At 70.5% G+C, this 18,866-nt stretch carries 14 protein-coding genes; 8 read left to right on the top strand and 6 right to left on the bottom strand.

Annotation, left to right across the window (positions count from 1 at the left end; translation table 11 throughout):
- Positions 1-18: 18 nt before the first annotated feature.
- Entirely contained in the window at positions 19-717 is a 699-nt protein-coding gene (locus ACFYPA_RS00745) for a response regulator (protein WP_359312144.1), read from the bottom strand.
- On the bottom strand, positions 714-2,312 hold the full coding sequence (locus ACFYPA_RS00740; protein WP_359080165.1) for a sensor histidine kinase: 1,599 nt from the start codon (positions 2,310-2,312) through the stop codon (positions 714-716). Before ACFYPA_RS00740 ends, ACFYPA_RS00745 begins: the two co-directional genes overlap by 4 nt.
- A gap of 219 nt (positions 2,313-2,531) precedes the next feature.
- On the opposite strand from ACFYPA_RS00740, the gene ACFYPA_RS00735 reads away from it, so the two are divergent.
- The 3 genes from ACFYPA_RS00735 to ACFYPA_RS00725 all read left to right on the top strand — a co-directional run bounded on the left by ACFYPA_RS00735 (position 2,532) and on the right by ACFYPA_RS00725 (position 5,320).
- Entirely contained in the window at positions 2,532-3,347 is an 816-nt protein-coding gene (locus ACFYPA_RS00735) for an ABC transporter ATP-binding protein (protein ID WP_359080167.1), read from the top strand.
- A complete protein-coding gene (locus tag ACFYPA_RS00730) occupies positions 3,337-4,197 on the top strand; it encodes an ABC transporter permease (RefSeq protein ID WP_359080169.1) in 861 nt (286 codons plus the stop codon). Before ACFYPA_RS00735 ends, ACFYPA_RS00730 begins: the two co-directional genes overlap by 11 nt.
- Positions 4,198-4,282: 85 nt before the next feature.
- Positions 4,283-5,320: an ABC transporter substrate-binding protein gene (locus ACFYPA_RS00725; RefSeq protein WP_359080172.1), complete on the top strand. Its 1,038-nt coding sequence runs from the start codon at positions 4,283-4,285 to the stop codon at positions 5,318-5,320.
- Between the two features lie 72 nt (positions 5,321-5,392).
- On the opposite strand, the gene ACFYPA_RS00720 is transcribed toward ACFYPA_RS00725, so the two are convergent.
- On the bottom strand, positions 5,393-5,710 hold the full coding sequence (locus tag ACFYPA_RS00720) for a hypothetical protein (RefSeq protein ID WP_359080174.1): 318 nt from the start codon (positions 5,708-5,710) through the stop codon (positions 5,393-5,395).
- A 369-nt stretch (positions 5,711-6,079) separates the two neighbouring features.
- Here ACFYPA_RS00720 and ACFYPA_RS00715 point away from each other — a divergent pair, with 369 nt between their 5' ends.
- Entirely contained in the window at positions 6,080-7,477 is a 1,398-nt protein-coding gene (locus ACFYPA_RS00715; protein WP_359080176.1) for an APC family permease, read from the top strand.
- 78 nt (positions 7,478-7,555) lie between these two features.
- Positions 7,556-8,419, top strand: coding sequence for a PepSY domain-containing protein (locus ACFYPA_RS00710; RefSeq protein WP_359080178.1), 864 nt, complete (start codon positions 7,556-7,558; stop codon positions 8,417-8,419).
- A 106-nt stretch (positions 8,420-8,525) separates the two neighbouring features.
- Here the strand turns inward: ACFYPA_RS00710 and ACFYPA_RS00705 are convergent, their stop codons facing one another.
- A complete protein-coding gene (locus tag ACFYPA_RS00705; protein WP_359080180.1) occupies positions 8,526-10,427 on the bottom strand; it encodes an ABC transporter ATP-binding protein in 1,902 nt (633 codons plus the stop codon).
- Positions 10,428-10,713: 286 nt separating this feature from the next.
- On the opposite strand from ACFYPA_RS00705, the gene ACFYPA_RS00700 reads away from it, so the two are divergent.
- The 3 genes from ACFYPA_RS00700 (at position 10,714) to ACFYPA_RS00690 (ending at position 15,890) form a co-directional block, all read left to right on the top strand.
- The gene (locus tag ACFYPA_RS00700; protein WP_359080181.1) at positions 10,714-10,875 is read left to right on the top strand and encodes a hypothetical protein; all 162 of its coding nucleotides are present in this window, start codon (positions 10,714-10,716) and stop codon (positions 10,873-10,875) included.
- Between the two features lie 230 nt (positions 10,876-11,105).
- A complete protein-coding gene (locus ACFYPA_RS00695) occupies positions 11,106-12,929 on the top strand; it encodes a SpoIIE family protein phosphatase (protein ID WP_389129275.1) in 1,824 nt (607 codons plus the stop codon).
- A gap of 534 nt (positions 12,930-13,463) precedes the next feature.
- Positions 13,464-15,890 (top strand): glycoside hydrolase family 9 protein, encoded by a 2,427-nt coding sequence (locus ACFYPA_RS00690; RefSeq protein WP_389128501.1) that lies wholly within the window; start codon positions 13,464-13,466, stop codon positions 15,888-15,890.
- 51 nt (positions 15,891-15,941) lie between these two features.
- Here the strand turns inward: ACFYPA_RS00690 and ACFYPA_RS00685 are convergent, their stop codons facing one another.
- Both ACFYPA_RS00685 and ACFYPA_RS00680 read right to left on the bottom strand, forming a co-directional pair.
- A complete protein-coding gene (locus ACFYPA_RS00685) occupies positions 15,942-16,907 on the bottom strand; it encodes an ABC transporter substrate-binding protein (protein WP_359080188.1) in 966 nt (321 codons plus the stop codon).
- Between the two features lies 1 nt (position 16,908).
- The gene (locus tag ACFYPA_RS00680) at positions 16,909-18,858 is read right to left on the bottom strand and encodes an ABC transporter permease (RefSeq protein WP_389128499.1); all 1,950 of its coding nucleotides are present in this window, start codon (positions 18,856-18,858) and stop codon (positions 16,909-16,911) included.
- Positions 18,859-18,866: the final 8 nt, after the last annotated feature.

Here is an 18,866-nt window from a genome sequence, read left to right as displayed (position 1 = left end):
CCGGACGGCACGCGCCGCTCAGCCGGCCGCCGCCCAGGCGTATCGGTGCTCGGGCCGGCCGGTGTCGCCGTACTTGAGGCTGAGGCTGATCCGGCCCACCCCCTCCAGGTACTTGAGGTAACGATGGGCCGTCGAGCGGCTCAGGCCCGCCCGCGCCGCCACCTCGTACGCGGACAGCGGCTCACCGGCCGCCGACAGCACCTGGCGGATCACGTCGGCGGTGGGCGCCGAATGCCCCTTGGGCAGCCCCGCACCCGGCACGGACTCCGTGGTGCGCAGCGCCCCGAAGATCTGGTCGACCTGCTCCTGACCCGCCTCGCCCCGGCGGCTCTCCACGCCTTCCAGCGTGCGCCGCAACGTCGCGTAACTCTCCAGCTTCGAACGCAGACCGGCGAAGCTGAACGGCTTGACCAGGTACTGCAGTGCCCCGTACCGCATCGCCGTCCGCACGGTCACGACGTCGCGGGCGGCCGTCACCATGATGACGTCGGCCGGGTGGCCGAGCCGGCGCAGCTCACGCACGAGTGTCAGGCCCGTCCGGTCCGGCAGATAGTGATCGAGCAGGATCAGATCCACGTGCTCGCGGTCCAGGACGGACAGGGCCTGCGCGGCCGTGTGCGCGCGGGTGACGACGCGGAAGCCCGGGACCTTGGCCACGTACGCCGCGTTGATCTCCGCCACACGGAAGTCGTCGTCCACCACCAGAACGTCGATCACTGCGACTCTCCCACTTCGCTCAGCTGCCGTACGGCGAGCGCCTCGGGCAGCACCACGGTGAAGACCGCGCCGCCGCCGGCCCGGGCCGTGATCCGGGCCGCGCCGCCGTAGCGCTCGGCGAGGCGCCGCACGAGCGCCAGTCCGAGCCCCCGCTCCCGGTGGGACGCGGGCTCCTTGGTGGACCAGCCCTCCGTGAAGATCCGGTCCCGCAGCGCGACCGGCACCCCGGGGCCGTTGTCGCTGACCCGCAGTACCGCGTCGGCACCCTCGGCGAGGAGCTCCACCTCGACCAGCGTGGCGACGTCCAGCGCGTTGTCGATGAGATTGCCCAGCACCGTCACCAGATCGCGCGGGTCCACCACCACGTCGGGCAGCCGGGTGGCGGGGGAGACGCGCAGGCAAGCGCCGCGTTCGGCGGCGACGGACGACTTGCCCACCAGCAGCGCCGACAGCAGCGGGTCGCTGACGCGCTCGGCGACCTGCTCGGCCGAGGCCCGCCGCCCGTCCGCCACCTCGGTGACGAACTCCACCGCCGCCTCGTGGCGGCCGAGTTCCAGCAGACCCAGCAGCGTGTGCAGCCGGTTGGCGTGCTCGTGGTCCTGGGCCCGGAGCGCGTCGAGCAGACCGTGCGTGGAGTCCAGTTCACGTCCCAGCAGTTCGAGCTCGGTGCGGTCGCGCAGCGTCACGACGGCGCCGCCGTCCCCGGTCGGCATGCGGTTGGCGATCAGGACCCGCCCCCGGCACACGGTGAGGAGATTCGCCCCGTCCACCCGCCCCGCCAGCACCTCCGCCGTACGACCCGGCGCCAGTACCTCGCCCAGGGGCCTTCCGACCGCCTCCGGAGTCAGTTCCAGCAGCCGCTGCGCCTCGTCGTTGAGCAACCGGATCCGGCCGCGGGCATCCAGTGCGAGCACGGCCTCACGAATGCTGTGCAGCATGGCCTCGCGCTCGTCCAGGAGCGCGGAGATGTCGGCGAAGGCGAGCCCGTGGGTGTTGCGCTGCAGCCGACGTGAGACGGCGAGGGCCGCCAGGACCCCGACGGCCAGTGCGGCGCCCGCGTACTGCAGGAGCACCGGAATGGTGCCCAGGAGCCCCTGCCGGACGCTCTTGTAGGCGATGCCCACCGAGACGGCCCCGACGACCGTGCCGTGCCGGTCGCGCAGCGGGACCTTGGCGCGGGCCGAGCGGCCGAGGGTGCCGATGTCGATCTGCATGATCTCGCGACCGGACAGCGCCGTGCTCGGGTCGGTCGACACGTGCCGGCTGATCCGGTCGGTCTCGGTGTGCGACCAGCGCACTCCGCGGGTGTCCATGACCACGATGTACAGCGCCCCGGTGGCCCGCCGGATCTGCTCCGCCTCGGCCTGTACGGGACCGGACGGACTGGGATCGGTGCTCAGCAGCTTGTCCACGAGGCCGGGTTCCGCGGCGGTGGTCTGGGCGATGGAGAGGGCCCGGCGCATCGCCTGCTCGTCCAGCTCGTGGCTGAGGGGCGCCAGGAAGAGCCCGGTGACGAGCATGACCACACCGGCGGTGATGACGACCTGGGTGAGCAGGACCTGTGCGAAGACACGACGCGGCCAGTGGATCCGCATGCCGTCGCCCCTCTGCCGTTCTGCCGCCCTCGAATCCGGAGTTCCGATTCGTTCCGTGTGCACGCAACGTAAACGCACCCGACCTCCCTGCCTAGCCCCCGTCCCCGCTTCGTTGTACGGACGTGAGCACAATGGGCAGAACCCCGGGTTACGGGCACAACCCGCGGTTGTGGGCGCAAGGCTCCCGCCCGTGCCGCACCGCCCCTAACGTCCCGCCCCATGAACAGCGAAACGAGCCCCGCCATCGAGCTGCGGGGGGCGAGCAAAGCGTTCCGGACTCCTTCGGGGGCGCTCCACACCGCCGTACGGGACCTGGACCTGACGATCGGCAGGGGCGAGTTCGTCGCCGTGGTCGGGCCGACCGGATGCGGCAAGTCGACCACCCTGACCCTGATCAGCGGGCTGGAGGAGCCCACCGAGGGCGAGGTGCTGGTCGCCGGCCGGCCGGTGAGCGGCATCGGCGACCAGGTCGGCTTCGTCTTCCAGCAGGACGCGGTCTTCCCCTGGCGGACCGTCCTGTCCAACGTCATGGCAGGGCCCCGCTTCCGGGGCGTGCCGAAGGCAGAGGCGAAGGAGCGCGCCCGGGCCTGGCTGGCCAAGGTCGGGCTGACCTCGTTCGAGGACCGCTACCCGCACCAGCTCTCCGGCGGACAGCGCAAGAGGGTGGCCCTCGCGGCCACGTTCGTCAACGACCCGGAGATCCTGCTGATGGACGAGCCGTTCTCGGCGCTCGACGTGCAGACCCGGGCCCTGATGTCCGACGAACTGCTGGAACTGTGGGCGGGCACGGGCGCCTCCGTCGTCTTCGTCACCCACGACCTGGAGGAGTCGATCGCCCTCGCCGACAAGGTCGTCGTGATGACGGCCGGTCCGGCCACCGTCAAGGAGGTCTTCGAGATCGGGCTGCCGCGTCCCCGCAAGGTCGAACAGGTGCGGCTGGAACCGAGGTTCCTGGACATCTACCGTGAGATCTGGTCCTCGCTGGGCGAAGAGGTCCGCATCACCCGCGAGAGGGGTGCCGCGGATGCCGCCTGAGACCGTCACCGTGAAGGCCGCCGCCGGGACCGGGCGGACCGCCGCCAGGGCCCGGGCCGCCCGCAACCGCCGGATGCTGGTCCTGGTCAGCCGGATAGCCGTGCTCGTCGCGGTCGTCGGGCTCTGGGAGTGGCTGGCCAGGACCGCCGTCATCGATCCGTTCAACTTCTCGATGCCCTCGAAGATCTGGGACCAGATCCGCATCTGGGTGACCGACGGTACCGCCCAGGGTTCCCTGTGGGAACAGATCTGGTACACCCTCTACGAGGCCCTGCTCGGCTGGGTCATCGGGGTGATCGCGGGCGTTCTGCTCGGCATCGCGCTCGGCCGCGTCCGCTTCGCCGCCGACGTGCTCGGCCCGTACATCAAGGTGCTCAACGCACTGCCCCGGATCGTGCTCGCCCCGATCTTCCTGATCTGGTTCGGCCTGGGCCCGGCGTCCAAGGTCGCCTCCGCGGTGGTCCTGGTGTTCTTCCCCGTCTTCTTCAACGCCTTCCAGGGGGCGAGGGAGGTCGACCGCAATCTCGTCGCCAACTCCCGCATCCTGGGCGCGAGTAACCGTCAGGTGACCCTCCAGGTGGTCATCCCCTCGGCCACCTCGTGGATCTTCACCAGCTTGCACGTCAGCTTCGGGTTCGCACTGATCGGCGCCATCGTCGGGGAGTACATCGGAGCGACGAAGGGGCTCGGCCTGCTGGTCGCCGCATCGCAGGGCACCTTCAACTCGGCCGGTGTCTACGCCGCGATGGTCATCCTCGCGATCGTCGCGCTGCTCGCCGAGGGGCTGCTCACCTTTCTGGAGAAACAGCTCTTCCGCTGGAAGCCGGCGGAGGCCGAATCCGCGCGCTGAGCGATGCCGGAGCGCTCCTCCCACCTCGCGCCGGCGCGGTCCTTTCCGTCGGCACCCCCTTCCTCTTCACAAGGACGTGAACCAGATGCGTATGTCCCCCCGTATCCCGGCACTCGCCGTCGCCGGAGTGCTCGCCGCGACGAGCCTGACCGCCTGCGGAGGCGACTCCACCTCCGCCTCCGGTGACAAGAACGACCGGGTCAAGATCATGGTGGGCGGCCTGGACAAGGTCATCTACCTGCCCGCGATGCTCACCGAGCGCCTCGGCTACTTCAAGGACGAGGGAGTGTCGGTGCAACTGCTGACCGAGCCCGCCGGCGTCCAGGCCGAGACCGCCCTGGTCTCCGGCGACGTACAGGGCACGGTGGGCTTCTACGACCACACCCTCGACCTCCAGGTGAAGGGCAAGCAGGTCGAATCCGTGGTCCAGTTCTCCCAGGCACCCGGCGAGGTCGAGATCGTCTCCAACCAGGCAGCGGGCGACATCGAGTCGGCGAAGGACTTCAAGGGCAAGAAGCTCGGGGTGACGGGCCTGGGCTCGTCCACCGACTTCCTGACGAAGTACCTCGCCGTGCACAACGGCGTGAAGACCAGCGAGTTCACCCCCGTCGCGGTCGGCGCCGGACAGACCTTCATCTCCGCGCTCCAGCAGGGTTCCATCCAGGGCGGCATGACCACGGACCCGACGGTGGCCACCATCCTGGACAAGAAGCTGGGCAGCATCCTCATCGACATGCGGACCCCCGAGGGCTCCAAGGAGGCACTCGGCGGGCTCTATCCCTCCTCGAGCCTCTACATGCAGACCGAGTGGGTCAACGGTCACAAGAAGACCGTGCAGAAACTGGCCAACGCCTTCGTGAAGACGCTGAGATGGATGGCGTCCCACAGCGCGGACGAGATCGCCGCGAAGATGCCGGCCGACTACGCGCAGGGTGGTGGCGCCGCCCTCTACGCACAGTCCATCAAGAGCACTCTGCCCATGTTCACCACGGACGGCGTGATGCCCCCGGACGGGCCGGCCACCGTCGAGCGGGTCCTCAAGGCCTTCAACCCCAACCTGCAGAACGCCGACGTGGACCTCTCCAAGACGTACACGACCGAGTTCGTGAAGAAGGCCGGCTGACCGGGACCGCCCGCATGAATCGGGGCCCGTGCGCGGACGCGTACGGGCCCCGAGGCGGAGGTGGGGTCGGAGCTACTCCGCGGCGGCTTCCCCCGCCGCCTGTGCCGGGTCGGGCTGCGCGGCGGGAACCGTGGCCGCCGAGCCACGCCGGACCGCCTCCACGACGGCTTCGTGCAGCGAACGGCTGGCCCTCTCCGACGGACAGGGCACAGGACTTCCCGCCATCGTGAACCAGTCGGCCGCGTCGGTGTACTGCACAGTCACCAGTGCCGTGCCCTCGGCCCAAGTGGTGTGGACGGTCAGGTCGCCGGACAGCGGCCCGACCTCCTCGGTGAGCACGCCGCCGTGCCCCGAGTAAACTCCGCGTGTCGTCCAGGACGCCCAAGTCATGCATCCAGGCTCGCACCAAAGCCGGTGTATCGCGACCCACGAGTGCCAAGTCCCGGAACCGCACCGTCCGCAGGGCGGGACCGCCGCGCCCGCGGGCGGACAGCGGGGCGGATTTGAACGAAATTTTTCGAGGGCGCCCACTGCGGTTCCCGCAGCGGCCGATCCCTTTGCCCTGACACGATCTTGACGGCAAATCGTTGATCAACGAACTCCGGGCGACGAATTCCGAAGGAAAACTGCTATTGACCTGCGGAACGCGTCGGTATTGCATGACGCGCTGGGAGCACCGGAACCATCCACCACACCTCGTCCGGAGGCGATACCGCTCCCGCGCTCAGACACCGCACCTGTTGATCGGAACCCGACTCGATGACCGACACGCTCAGTGCTCCACAGGCACTCGCCCCCGCGACCGGACCCACACCGCAGAAGCTCAAGCGTTCCATCGGCGTCGTCGGGGGAACCCTGCTCACGCTCTCCTGCGTGACTCCCGCCTCCACCCTCTTCGTGGTGGTGCCGGACCTGTTCGCCGGCCTCGGCACGTACACCGCGCTCACCATCGCGATCGGCTCGCTGCTCTGTATCGCGGTGGCCTTCTGCTACTCGGAACTCGGCACCCTCATCCCCAGCGCCGGCGGCGAATACGCCATGGTGTCGACGATGGCCGGCCGGCTCGCGGGCTGGCTCGTCTTCGTGCTCTCCCTGCTCGTCGTCGTGATCGTTCCCCCGGTCATCGCCATGGGGACCGCCGACTACCTCGCGCCCCTCGTGCACATCCCCGCCTCCCTCGCCGGGGCCGGCGTCATGCTGCTGGCCACCCTCGCGGGCCTCCTCGACCTGCGCGCGAACGCGTGGATCACCGGCATCTTCCTGGTGCTGGAGGTGATCGCCGCCGGTGTCGTCGCCGTCCTCGGGTTCGCCCACTCCGAGCGGGGCGCCTCCGCGCTCGTGCACGGTTCCGTCGCCTCACCCGGCGGCACGACCTCGACCGTCACCGCCATGATGGTCGTCTCCGGGCTCGCCATCGCCCTCTTCATCACCCAGGGTTTCTCCACCGCCGTCTACCTCTCGGAGGAGCTGGAGGACCCGCGCCGCAACGTGGCCCGTACGGTCCTGGCCACGCTCGCCATCTCGACGGCCGTCATCCTCGTCCCGGTCATCGCCATCACCCTGGGCGCACCCGACCTCGCCGCGCTGACCTCCGGCGATCTCAGCGGCATGGTCGAGGCGTGGTCCAACTCGGCGGTGGGTACGTTCGTCAGCCTCTGCGTCGCCCTCGCCATCGTCAACGCCGGCATCGTCATGGTCATCCAGAACTCCCGGGTCCTGTTCGCCTCCGCACGCGACAAGGCATGGCCCGCCCCGGTCAACCACGCCCTGTCGCGGCTCGGCCGGTTCGGCTCGCCATGGGTGGCGACGCTGCTCGTCGGCGTTCCGGGAGCCGCCCTCTGCTTCGTCAGTCTCGACACCCTGTACGGAGTGACCGGCGTCTCCGTCACCGCCATGTACCTGCTGGTGGCCATCGCGGCGCTGCTCTGCCGCCGCGGCTCCCACCGCGACGCGCCCGCCTGGCGTATGCCGCTCTGGCCCGCGATCCCCGTGCTGCTCATCCTCGTCCTCGCGTACATCCTGACCCAGCAGGAGACCCAGTACCTGCTCTGGACCGGCGGGATCACCGCGGTCGCCACGCTCTACTGGGCCCTGTACCTGCGGCCCCGCCGGGCGACCCGGTGGCTGGTGAGCATCCCCGAGGACGCACAGCCCTGAAGACGGGTTCTCGGTCGATCGGGTGACACCGGCGGTGGCACGTCATGCAGGACCTGCGGCGCGGTTAGGTATGCGGGCATGACATGTGACTCCCCACCGAAGAACACCGGATTCCTCCGCACCCAGCGCCTGCGTGCCGTCGGCGCAGCCGGCGTCCTCCTGGCCGCGGCCCTGCTCACGGGCTGCGGCCAGGACAGCGGCGACACCTCGACGGGCACCGCCACCTCGGAAGCCGCGCGTGCCGTCCCGGAGCGGACCACCACGCCCTCGGACAGTGCGAGCAAGAGCGCGTCCCCCAGCGCCTCGATGACCAAGGACCAGAAGGACCGCAAGAAGCTGCTGGACTCCACCAAGATCACCTTCGACAAGGCCGTCACGACGGCCGAGGGTGCCGTCAGCGGCGGCAAGGTGGTCGAACTCGACCTGCGAGGCCCGGGCAAGTCGGACGACGACACCGACCGGGAGAGCGCGTCGCCCAGCGCGAGCGCCTCGCCGTCGGGCAACAGCGCCTCCCCGTCCGGGAGCGCCAGCGCCTCCCCGAAGGCCACCGGGGCCTCGCCCAGCGACGCCAGTGCCTCGCCGGCCGCCACCGGCCCGGAGTGGGTCGCCACGGTCGCCGCGAAGGACGGAACCGAGCACATCGTGCGCATCGACGCCGTCTCCGGCAAGGTCGTCAAGTCCACCGAGAACTCCGACCAGGACTCCGAGGACATGAGCCGCACGGCCGGCTGGATCGCCAAGGCCAAGCAGACCCCCCAGCAGGCGGCGAAGGCGGCCACGGACAAGAAGAAGGGCACGGTCACCTCCCTGGAACTGGACGAGAACGACAAGAACGTTCTCGTCTGGTCGGTGGACGTCGTGGACAAGAGCTGGAACGAGACCACCGTCGACGTCGACGCGGCCACCGGCTCCGTCACCGCCGAGGAGACCGACACCGACTGACCGGCCACGCCCCGGCACCACCGCGCACACGAATGCCCCCGGTTCGCACGGACCGGGGGCATTTCGCGTGGGCGTGTGTACGGGCCCGGGGCGGGACCGGACCGGATCAGACGGACTCCGCGTGCGCCCCCTGCGTCTCCCCGGCCTCCGGCGACGCGAACTGTGTCCGGTACAGCTCCTCGTAGCGGCCGCCCGCGGCCAGCAGCTCGGTGTGGGTTCCGCGCTCGACCACCCGGCCCTCCTCGACCACGAGGATCAGGTCGGCCGCGCGCACGGTCGACAGCCGGTGCGCGATCACCACGGCGGTGCGCCCCTCCAGCGCCTCCGCGAGGGCCTCCTGCACCGCGGCCTCCGACGTGGAGTCGAGGTGCGCCGTCGCCTCGTCGAGGATGACCACGCGCTGGCGGGCCAGCAGCAGCCGGGCGATCGTCAGCCGCTGACGCTCACCGCCGGACAGCCGGTAGCCGCGCTCGCCCACCACCGTGTCGAGCCCGTCGGGCAGGGAGGCCACCAGCCCGTCGAGCCGGGAGCGCCGCAGCGCGTCCCAGATCTCGTCCTCGGTCGCCCCCGGCCTGGCCAGGGTCAGATTGGCGCGGACGGACTCGTGGAAGAGGTGCCCGTCCTGGGTGACCATCCCGAGCGTCTCGCGGATCGACTTGGCCGTCAGATCGCGTACGTCGACGCCGCCCAGCCGTACGGCACCCGAATCGGCGTCGTACAGCCGGGGCAGCAACTGCGCGATCGTGGACTTGCCGGCGCCGGACGAGCCGACCAGGGCCACCATCCGGCCGGGCTCGGCACGGAAGGAGACCTCGTGCAGGACCTCCGTACCACCGCGGGAGTCGAGCGTCGCGACCTCCTCGAGCGAGGCGAGCGAGACCTTGTCGGCCGACGGATATCCGAACGAGACACCGTCGAACTCCACGGCCACCGGCCCCTCCGGCACCTCGCGCGCATCGGGCTTCTCGGCGATCAGGGGCTTGAGGTCGAGGATTTCGAAGACGCGCTCGAAGCTCACCAGCGCGCTCATCACCTCGACCCGGGCACCGGCCAGCGCCGTCAGCGGGGCGTAGAGCCGGGTCAGCAGCAGCGCCAGGGCCACGACCGCGCCCGGCTCCAGGCTGCCGCGCAGCGCGTAGTAGCCGCCCAGCCCGTACACGAGCGCCAGCGCCAGCGCGGAGACCAGGGTGAGGGCCGTGATGAAGGTGGACTGGGCCATGGCCGTACGGATACCGATGTCACGGACCCGGCTCGCACGGGCGGCGAACTCGGCGGACTCGTCATCCGGCCGGCCGAACAGCTTGACGAGCGTGGCGCCCGGCGCCGAGAAGCGCTCGGTCATCTGCGTGCCCATGGCCGCGTTGTGTGCGGCCGCCTCCCGCTGCATCCGTGCCATGCGGGAGCCCATCCGACGGGCGGGCACGACGAACACCGGAAGCAGGACGAGCGCGAGCAGGGTGATCTGCCAGGAGATGGTCAGCATCACCGTGAGCGTCAGCAACAGGGTCACCAGATTGGAGACCACCCCGGACAGCGTGTTGCTGAAGGCCCTCTGCGCCCCGATCACGTCGTTGTTCAGCCGGCTCACCAGTGCGCCGGTGCGGGTCCGGGTGAAGAAGGCGACCGGCATCCGCTGGACGTGGTCGAAGACGGCCGTACGCAGGTCCAGGATCAGGCCCTCGCCGAGCGTCGCCGACAGCAGACGGGTCAGCAGACCGAGCCCCGCCTCCGCCACCGCGATCACGCCGATCAGCAGCGCGAGCCGCGTGACGGTGCCGTTCTCCTTGCCCTGGACGATCGCGTCGACCACCCGGCCGGCCAGCACCGGCGTGGCCACCGCCAGCAGCGCCATGACCACGCTCAGCAGCAGGAAGCGGTAGAGCTCCCGGCGGCGCGGCCGCGCGAAGGCGGCGATCCGCCGCACAGTGGCCCGGGAGAACGGTCTGCGGTCCTGTTGGGCGTTCATCGCGCTGTGCAGCGATGACCAAGCGGTGACTTCCATACTCATGCGGTGCCTCCGGGATGCGAAAAAGCCTGCGCGGCTCCCGGTGGCCGGTCAGGGACCGGGGCGCAGAGAGAACGCTATGAGCTCAAGTGGACTTGAGGTCAACCGTTTTCCCCGCGAGGGCGGCGAGGGAGCGGGCCCGAGGAGCATGGAACCCGACAAGTGCGCAGGTGGGACGCCTGGATGCCCGATCCGCGGTGCCCTCTGCGCCGGCGCGGACCGACCACGTAGAATCGGCCCCTGTTTCCGGCCGAACGATGGCGAACACAACCGATTGAGGCAGTGCGACGTGAGTTTCACCGACAGTACCGAGGCACCGATCTACGCCGGACTCGTGGAGGAACACGGGGATGTGTTGGCCGAGGTGCGCCGGGTGGCTGAGGAAACGCTGCGCGAGGCCGACCGGGCCATCGACTTCAGTGACGTACGCCGGGCGGCCGCGTACCGGTAACGGGTGGCGGACCCCCCGACGCGACCCGGCCCCGACCTTTGAATTCCCGCGCCGCGGGGGGGGGCCGCCCCCCCCGCCCCCCCCCCCCCCCCCCGGCCGCCCCCCCGCGGGGGGGGGCCCCGCCCCCCGGCCCCCCCCCGCCGCCATGATGTCTCGCACTGCGGACCCGGCTCTCCCGTCGGAGCATGGAACGAACAGTCGGCGACGACATCGCGACGAAGGGGTGCCGGATGGGTGGTGAACGGCATGAGCCGCCACCGGACGGGTTCGAGGCCGAACTGGACCAGATCGATGCCCTGAACCGCATGCAGGCTCCCCGCTCCGTCCCCGCGGAACGGCAGATGACGGCCGACGGGGCACAGGAGGAGGAGGCCAGGCGCCGCGACGCCCGGCTGCTCTCCGCGGGGCACGCCGTCGCCGAGGCGGACTCCGTCGACGAGGCCCTGAAGCTGGTGGCCGCGCTGTACGACCCCGACTTCCCGCTGGACGGCCAGTGCGTGTTCGGCATGGCCGACGGCACCCTGAGCTCCCTGGGGCAGTACGGGTTCAACCCCGGGGGGGTTGACCGGGGGTTCCGGATGCCGATGACGACCGGCTACCCGGCCGCCGAAGTGGCCAGAACCGGCCGGGCCGTCTACCTCGCCTCCCGGGAGGAGTACCAGAGCCGCTTCCCGGCCACCTGGCACATGTCCGCCCGCAAGAACCGCGAGGCGTGGGCCTTCCTTCCGCTCGTGACCGCCGGGCGGATCACCGGCGTCTGGCTGGCCGCCTTCCGCTCACCGGTGGCGTTCACCTCCGCCGAACGTGCCCTGCTGACGATGACCGGACGGATGATCGCCCAGGTGCTCGAACGCGCCCGGGCCAGCAGAGCCGAACTGGAACTCTCCCGCGGGCTGCGCCGCAGCATGCGCACGGACGGTCCCGCCCTGACCGGACTGAGCGTGGCGACACGTTACGTACCGACCGGGGGAGGGCTCATGGTCGGCGGGGACTGGTACGACAGCATCGACCTGCCCAACGGCCGGCTGGCACTCGTCATCGGCGACGTGCAGGGACACGATGTGCACGCCGCTGGGCTCATGGCGCAGCTGCGTACCGCCGTGCACGCGTACGCCGCGGAGGGGCACGGCCCGGACGCCGTGCTGGCGCGGGCCTCCCGCTTCCTGACCACCCTCGACGAGGACCGGTTCGCCACCTGCCTCTACATCGAGGCCGACCCGTCCACCGGCGACCTGCACATCGCGCGGGCCGGACATCCGCACCCGGTCCTGCGCACGCCGGACGGCACCTGTCTGATCAAGCACGTCAGCGGCGGCCTGCCGCTGGGCCTGATGCCGGGTGAGGAGGACTATCCCGTCGACATCGTGCGCCTGCACGACGACGAGGTCCTCATGCTGTGCACGGACGGGCTGATCGAGAACGGTGGGCACGACATGTACACCGGCTGGGTCCGGGTACGTGACGCGTTCTCGCCGGGCCCCGTGGAGGACCTCGAGGGGATGGCCGACCGGCTGATGGCGGCCGCTCTCAGCACCGAGCCCGGGGCCGGTGAGGACGACGCCGTGCGGGACGGCGACGACATCGCCCTCCTGCTCCTGCGCCGCGACCCCGGACCGGCCCGGGCGGAGGTCAGCCGGCGCCGGCTGATGCTGACCGTGGGCCAGGACCAGGGCGAGGGACTCTCCGAGGCCCGGGCCCAGCTGAAGGCGCTCCTGCACGACTGGGCCAAGCCGGACCAGGTCGACACCGCGGTGCTCCTGGCGACCGAACTCCTCGGCAACGTACTCGTCCACACCGACCAGGACGGCGCCCTCAACGCGTACGTCACCGGCGAGAACGGCCATCGCCGCCTGCTCGTCGAGGTCATGGACCGGGGTGACGAGCTGCCCCATCAGCGGACCCCCGGTGAGCTCGCCTCGTCGGGCCGTGGGCTGATGCTGCTCGACATCCTGGCCGACCAGTGGGGTGTGCGCCCCGAACCGGAGGGCAAGACGGCCTGGTTCGCGCTCACCGAAGGGCCCCCGGCGGACGCCGGAGACACCACGACGGGCTGACGCCGCGCCCCACCACGTGGACGAGCTGACGCCGGCAGCCACGTCGCACAGCGAGAAGTCCCCTCTCGGGGCGTTGGCACGGCATGCCGCGCATCCATGGGGTGATCATGCGGAACCCTGTGTCACCTCACGTTTGATCATCAGTACCCGAGGGGACCTCTGAATGCACCGCATGCGCACCGTATGTGCCGCACTCGGCATCACCGCCGGACTGCTCACCGCCCCGCAGAACCTCGCCATCTGGGACAGGGGGAGCGGCTGAACGTCAAGTGGCTGCTGGAGCACGACTACCTCGCCGCCGCGGGCGCGTAATGCCGCCTTGGACCGCCTGGAAGTGCGGGACGCACTGCGTGCCGCAGGCGTGGCCGACTGCACCTGCTCCGGCTGCTTCTTCCGTAGGCCATTTACTGAGGTGTTCCTGTCAGAAGTATTGACAGGTTCCCTCCATGGCTGGCTTCATGAGCAACGCCTATGGGAGCGCTCCCATGCAGTGGTTGCAGGCGCGCCCACCGACGTACGGAAGGGGATGTTCCGTTGCGCTCGCTCACCTTTGCCGCTCTCCGAAGACGGCTCCGACGGGCCGGCGGCGGCCCTCTCGCCCACCGGCCCGGCCGCCCGGGCGCCATCGCCCTGGCACTCGCCCTCGGTGCCGGCCTGCTGCTCCCGCTGTCGCTCTCCGGCAACGCGGCTGCCGCACCGGCCTTCGACTACGGCGAGGCGCTGCAGAAGTCCGTGCTGTTCTACGAGGCGCAGCAGTCGGGCACGCTCCCCAGCACCAACCGGGTCGGCTGGCGCGGTGATTCCGCACTCGACGACGGCAAGGACGCCGGCCTCGACCTCACGGGTGGCTGGTACGACGCCGGCGACCACGTCAAGTTCGGTCTCCCCATGGCGTTCTCCACCACCATGCTCGCCTGGGGCGGTGTCGAACAGGAGGACGCCTACGCCGACTCCGGCCAGCTTCCGTACCTGAGGAACAACCTTCGCTTCGTCAACGACTACTTCCTCAAGGCCCATCCGTCTCCCAACGTCCTCTACGGGCAGGTGGGCAACGGCGGGGACGACCACAAGTGGTGGGGACCGGCCGAGGTGATGCCGATGAAGCGGCCCGCCTACAAGATCGACGCCTCATGCCCCGGCACGGACCTGGCCGGCCAGACAGCGGCGGCCCTGGCCTCCTCGTCGATGGTGTTCGCCGACAGTGACCCGGCGTACGCCACGAAGCTGATCACCCACGCGAAGCAGCTGTACGCCTTCGCGGACACCTACCGCGGGAAGTACAGCGACTGCATCACCGACGCGCAGGCGTACTACAACTCCTGGAGCGGGTACAACGACGAGCTGGTCTGGGGCGCGATCTGGCTGTACAGAGCCACGGGTGACGCCGCCTACCTCACCAAGGCCGAGTCCCTCTACGACAACCTCTCGACCGAGCCGCAGAGCAGCACCCGGTCCTACCGCTGGACCCTGTCCTGGGACGACAGTTCCTACGGGGCGTACGTGCTGCTGGCGCAGCTGACGGGGAAGCAGAAGTACGTCGACGACGCGAACCGCTGGCTCGACTGGTGGACGGTCGGTGTCAACGGCCAACGGGTGGCCTACTCGCCCGGTGGCCAGGCCGTGCTGGACAGCTGGGGATCGCTGCGGTACGCGGCGAACACCGCCTTCGTGGCGCTGAGTTACTCGGACTGGCTGACCGACACCACACGCAAGGCCCGCTACCACGATTTCGCCGTCCGCCAGATCGACTACGCGCTCGGCGACAACCCGCGCAAGTCGAGTTACGTGGTCGGCTTCGGCAGCAATCCGCCGACCAAGCCGCACCACCGCACCGCCCACGGCTCGTGGACGGACCAGATGAACAACCCCGTGGAGAGCAGGCACACGCTCTACGGTGCACTGGTCGGCGGGCCCAGCGCGGCGGACGACACGTACACCGACGACCGCTCCAACTACGTCAACAACGAGGTCGCCACCGACTACAACGCGGCCTTCACCGGCGCGCTGGCCCGACTCTACGGCGAGTACGGCGGCGCCCCGCTCGCGGACTTCCCGCGGCAGGAGACACCGGACGGGCCCGAGATGTCCGTCCAGGCATCGGTCAACGCGGCGGGCAGCAACTTCACCGAGATCAAGGCGTATCTGGTCAACAAGTCCGCGTGGCCGGCGCGCGCCCTCACCGACGCGTCCGTGCGCTACTACTTCACCCTGGAGCCCGGCGTCACCCCCGGGCAGATCAGCTTCACGACCAACTACAACCAGTGCGGCAAGGTGACGGGCCCCACCCATGAGGCGGGCGACGTCTACTACGCGACGGTGGACTGCTCCGGCACGGACATCGCGCCGGCCGGCCAGTCCGCGTACCGCAAGGAGGTGCAGTTCCGCATCACCTCGTCCGGGGCCTGGAACCCGGCGAACGACTGGTCCTATCCCGGGTCGGCCACGACGCCAGGCACCACGCCGGTGGACGCGCCGCACATGGTGCTGCTGGAGGGTGCGGCGCCGCAGTGGGGGAGCGCACCGGGCGGCACCGACCCGGAACCGACCCCCGACCCGACCACGACCCCCGACCCCACCACGACCCCGGATCCGACACCGACTCCCGACCCGACACCGACGCCCGATCCGACCGATACACCCGGCCCGGCCGGCTCCTGCGCGGTCACCTACCGGGTCAGCCAGTCCTGGGGCAGTGGATTCACGGCCGACGTGTCCGTCCGGAACACCGGGACGGAGCCGGTCAGCGGCTGGCAGTTGGGCTTCGCCTTCGGCGGGGCCGAGACGGTCACCAACGCCTGGAACGCGACCGCCACCCAGGCGGGCTCCCGCGTCACGGTGAGGAACGCGACCCACAACGCGGGCATTGCGGTGGGCGGCAGCGTCTCCTTCGGATTCCAGGCCGCCGGTGCGCCGGGACCGTCACCGTCCTCGTTCACGCTCAACGGGACGGAGTGCGGCTGAGCGACGAAGGGGTGCTGTCCCGGCGCGGCCGGGGCAGCACCCGTCAGGCCGTCAGTCAGGTATCCAGGCCCGCCACTTCTCCTCGTTCGCGTCCACCCACTTCTTGGCCGCGTCCTGGGGCGACATCTTCTGATCGGCGATCATCAGCGCGACCTTGTTCTGGTCCTCCGTACCCCAGTTGAACTTCTTGAGGAACGAGGCGGCCTTGCCGCCGGTGCCGGCGAAGCGCGCGTTGAGGTACTTCTTCAGCGGTGTGTGCGGGTAGGCGCACGCCACCTTCTCGGGCTCGGCGTCGCAGCCCTCCTCGTACGCCGGAAGCTTCACCTCCGTCATCGGCACCTGCTCGAACAGCCACTGCGGCTTGTACCAGTAGGTGAGGAACGGCTTCTTTCCCTTGGCAAACTGCTTGATCTGGGTGATCTGCGCGGCCTCGGACCCGGAGAAGACGACCTGGTAGTCCAGGTCGAGATTCCGCACGAGAGCCTTGTCGTTGGTGACGTACGACGGCGAACCGTCCAGCAGCTGCCCCTTGCCGCCGCTCTCCGCCGTGCGGAAGCTGTCGGCGTACTTGTCGAGGTTGTGCCAGTCGGTGACATCGGGATGCGCCTTCGCGAAGTACGTCGGCACGAACCAGCCGATGTGACCGGTGACGCCGAGCTCGCCGCCCGACCGGATCGTCTTCTTGTCGTCGACGTACCGTGCCTCCTGGTCCGGGTGGCCCCAGTCCTCCAGGATCGCGTCCACCCGGCCCTGGCTGAGGGCGTCCCAGGCCGGCACCTCGTCGATCTGCACGGTGTCCACCCGATAGCCCAGCTCGTGTTCGAGGAGGTACTCGGCCACGGCGACATTGGCCTGGGCCCCCACCCACGACTGCACGGACAGGGTCACTGTCTTCGCGCCCCGCGCGTTGGCGAACGGGGAGGCCTGCTGCGTCATGTCCGCCGCCCCGCAGCCCGCCACGGCGACGAGGGCCGTGGCCGATGCGAGCACGGCGACAGGGGTACGCGTACGAGCCATGTCAGGCCCCCTTTCCGGAGCGGCGCAGGGTCGGCTGGGTGACCCGGTCGAGCATCAGGCCGAGGAGGACGATCGCCGCGCCGGCCACGAGACCGGTCGCCAGGTCGCCCTGCGCGAGGCCGAACACGGCGGAGTAGCCGAGAGCGCCTCCGCCGACCAGTCCGCCGATCACCACGACGGCCAGGACCAGGACGACGCCCTGGTTGACGGCGAGCAGCAGCGCCGGGCGGGCCAGCGGCAACTGGACCTTCAGCAGTTGCTGGACGCCCGTCGCACCGAGCGAGCGCGAGGACTCCATGGCGGTGGGGTCGACGCCGTTCATCCCCTGCGTGGTGATCCGTACGACGGCGGGCAGCGCGTAGATGACGGCGGCGGCCACCGCCGGTGCGCGGCCGACGCCGAACAGCGCGACGACCGGGATGAGATAGACGAACTGCGGCATCGTCTGGAAGACGTCCAGCACGGGGCGCAGCAGCCGCTCCACGCGGGTGCTGCGGGAGGCGGCGATCCCGATGGCGAACCCGGCCACCAGCGTCACCGCGACACCGGCCAGCACCTGGGACAACGTGTCGAGCGCCGGGTCCCAGACGTCGAGGACGCCGATCGCGGCCATCGCGAGGACGGCGGTCAGCGCGGTGCGCCAGGTGCCGATCAGCAGGGCGAGCACGGCGATCAGCAGGAGCACCGCCCACCAGGGCAGCCACTGCAGTCCGTCGCGCACCGGGTCCAGGACCCAGGTCGTGAACCGTCCGGCCCAGTCCGCGGTGCCCCCGATCACGGGCACACCGGAGTACAGGTGGTCGGTCATCCAGCCGACGGCCTTGTTGACGGGACGGGTGATGTCGGCCGTCCAGCCGTCCGGCCAGCCCGTCCCGGAGGCCAGGCGCGCCGCGACCGCGGCGACCACCGTGCCGGCCGCGGCTACGGCCCATCCAAGGCGGGCGGATCCTGCACGGGGCGCCGCGCCGATGCGGTTGCCGGCCGCGGCGGTGACCCGGTCGAGCACCACGGCGAGCAGCACGATCGGAATCCCGGCCGCGAGCGCGGCGCCCACGTCGACGGACGCGAGTGCCTGGTAGACGCGGTCACCGAGACCGCCCGCGCCGATCACGGAGGCGATGACGGCCATCGACAGAGCCATCATGATCGTCTGGTTGAGGCCGAGCAGCAGTTCCCTGCGCGCCAGCGGAAGACGGGCGGTGAGCAGCCGCTGCCGTCCCGTGGCACCGAGCGAGGCCGACGCCTCCATCACACCCGCGTCCGCGTCGCGCAGGCCCAGAGCCGTCAGCCGGGCCATCGGCGGCGCCGCGTAGACGACGGTCGCGAGGACGGCGGCGGGCACACCGATGCCGAACACCAGGACCACCGGCAGCAGATACGCGAAGGCCGGCATGACCTGCATGGTGTCCAGGACCGGCCGCAGGATGCGGAAGACGCGGTCCGACAGCCCGGCGGCCAGACCGAGGACGGCACCGAGAGCCACCGAGGCCAGGACCGCGATGACCATCAGTGCCAGCGTCTGCATGGTGGGCACCCACATGCCGAGCACGGCGCAGGCGAGGAAGGCGATGACGGCGGTCAGGGCGAGCCTGACGCCCGCCACCCGCCAGGCGATGAGTCCGGCGGCCGCCGTGACACCGGCCCAGCCGGCGGCGAGGAGGACCAGATAGACACCGCGGACCGAGAGCACGACGGCGTTGCTGAGGTGCCCGAAGAGGTAGAGGAACAGCGGATGCGTGTCGCGGTTGTCGATGATCCAGTCACTCACGTCACCGAGCGGTCCGGAAAGATCGACGGTGAGGGCCGTCGGCCACGCACCGCGGCCGACGAGGACGGTGCCGAGCACCAGCAGCACGGCCGCGCCGGCCAGCAGGAGTGGCGTGCGGTACCGGGCGAGGGAAGCGGAGGGCCCCGGCGCGCCGATCGGAGCGGTGGTCGCGGTGGCCGTCATATCGCCCG

This window comes from Streptomyces sp. NPDC005775 (assembly GCF_042871565.1).
Classification (GTDB): Bacteria; Actinomycetota; Actinomycetes; order Streptomycetales; family Streptomycetaceae; genus Streptomyces.
This window is presented reverse-complemented; position numbering and strand designations above follow the sequence as displayed.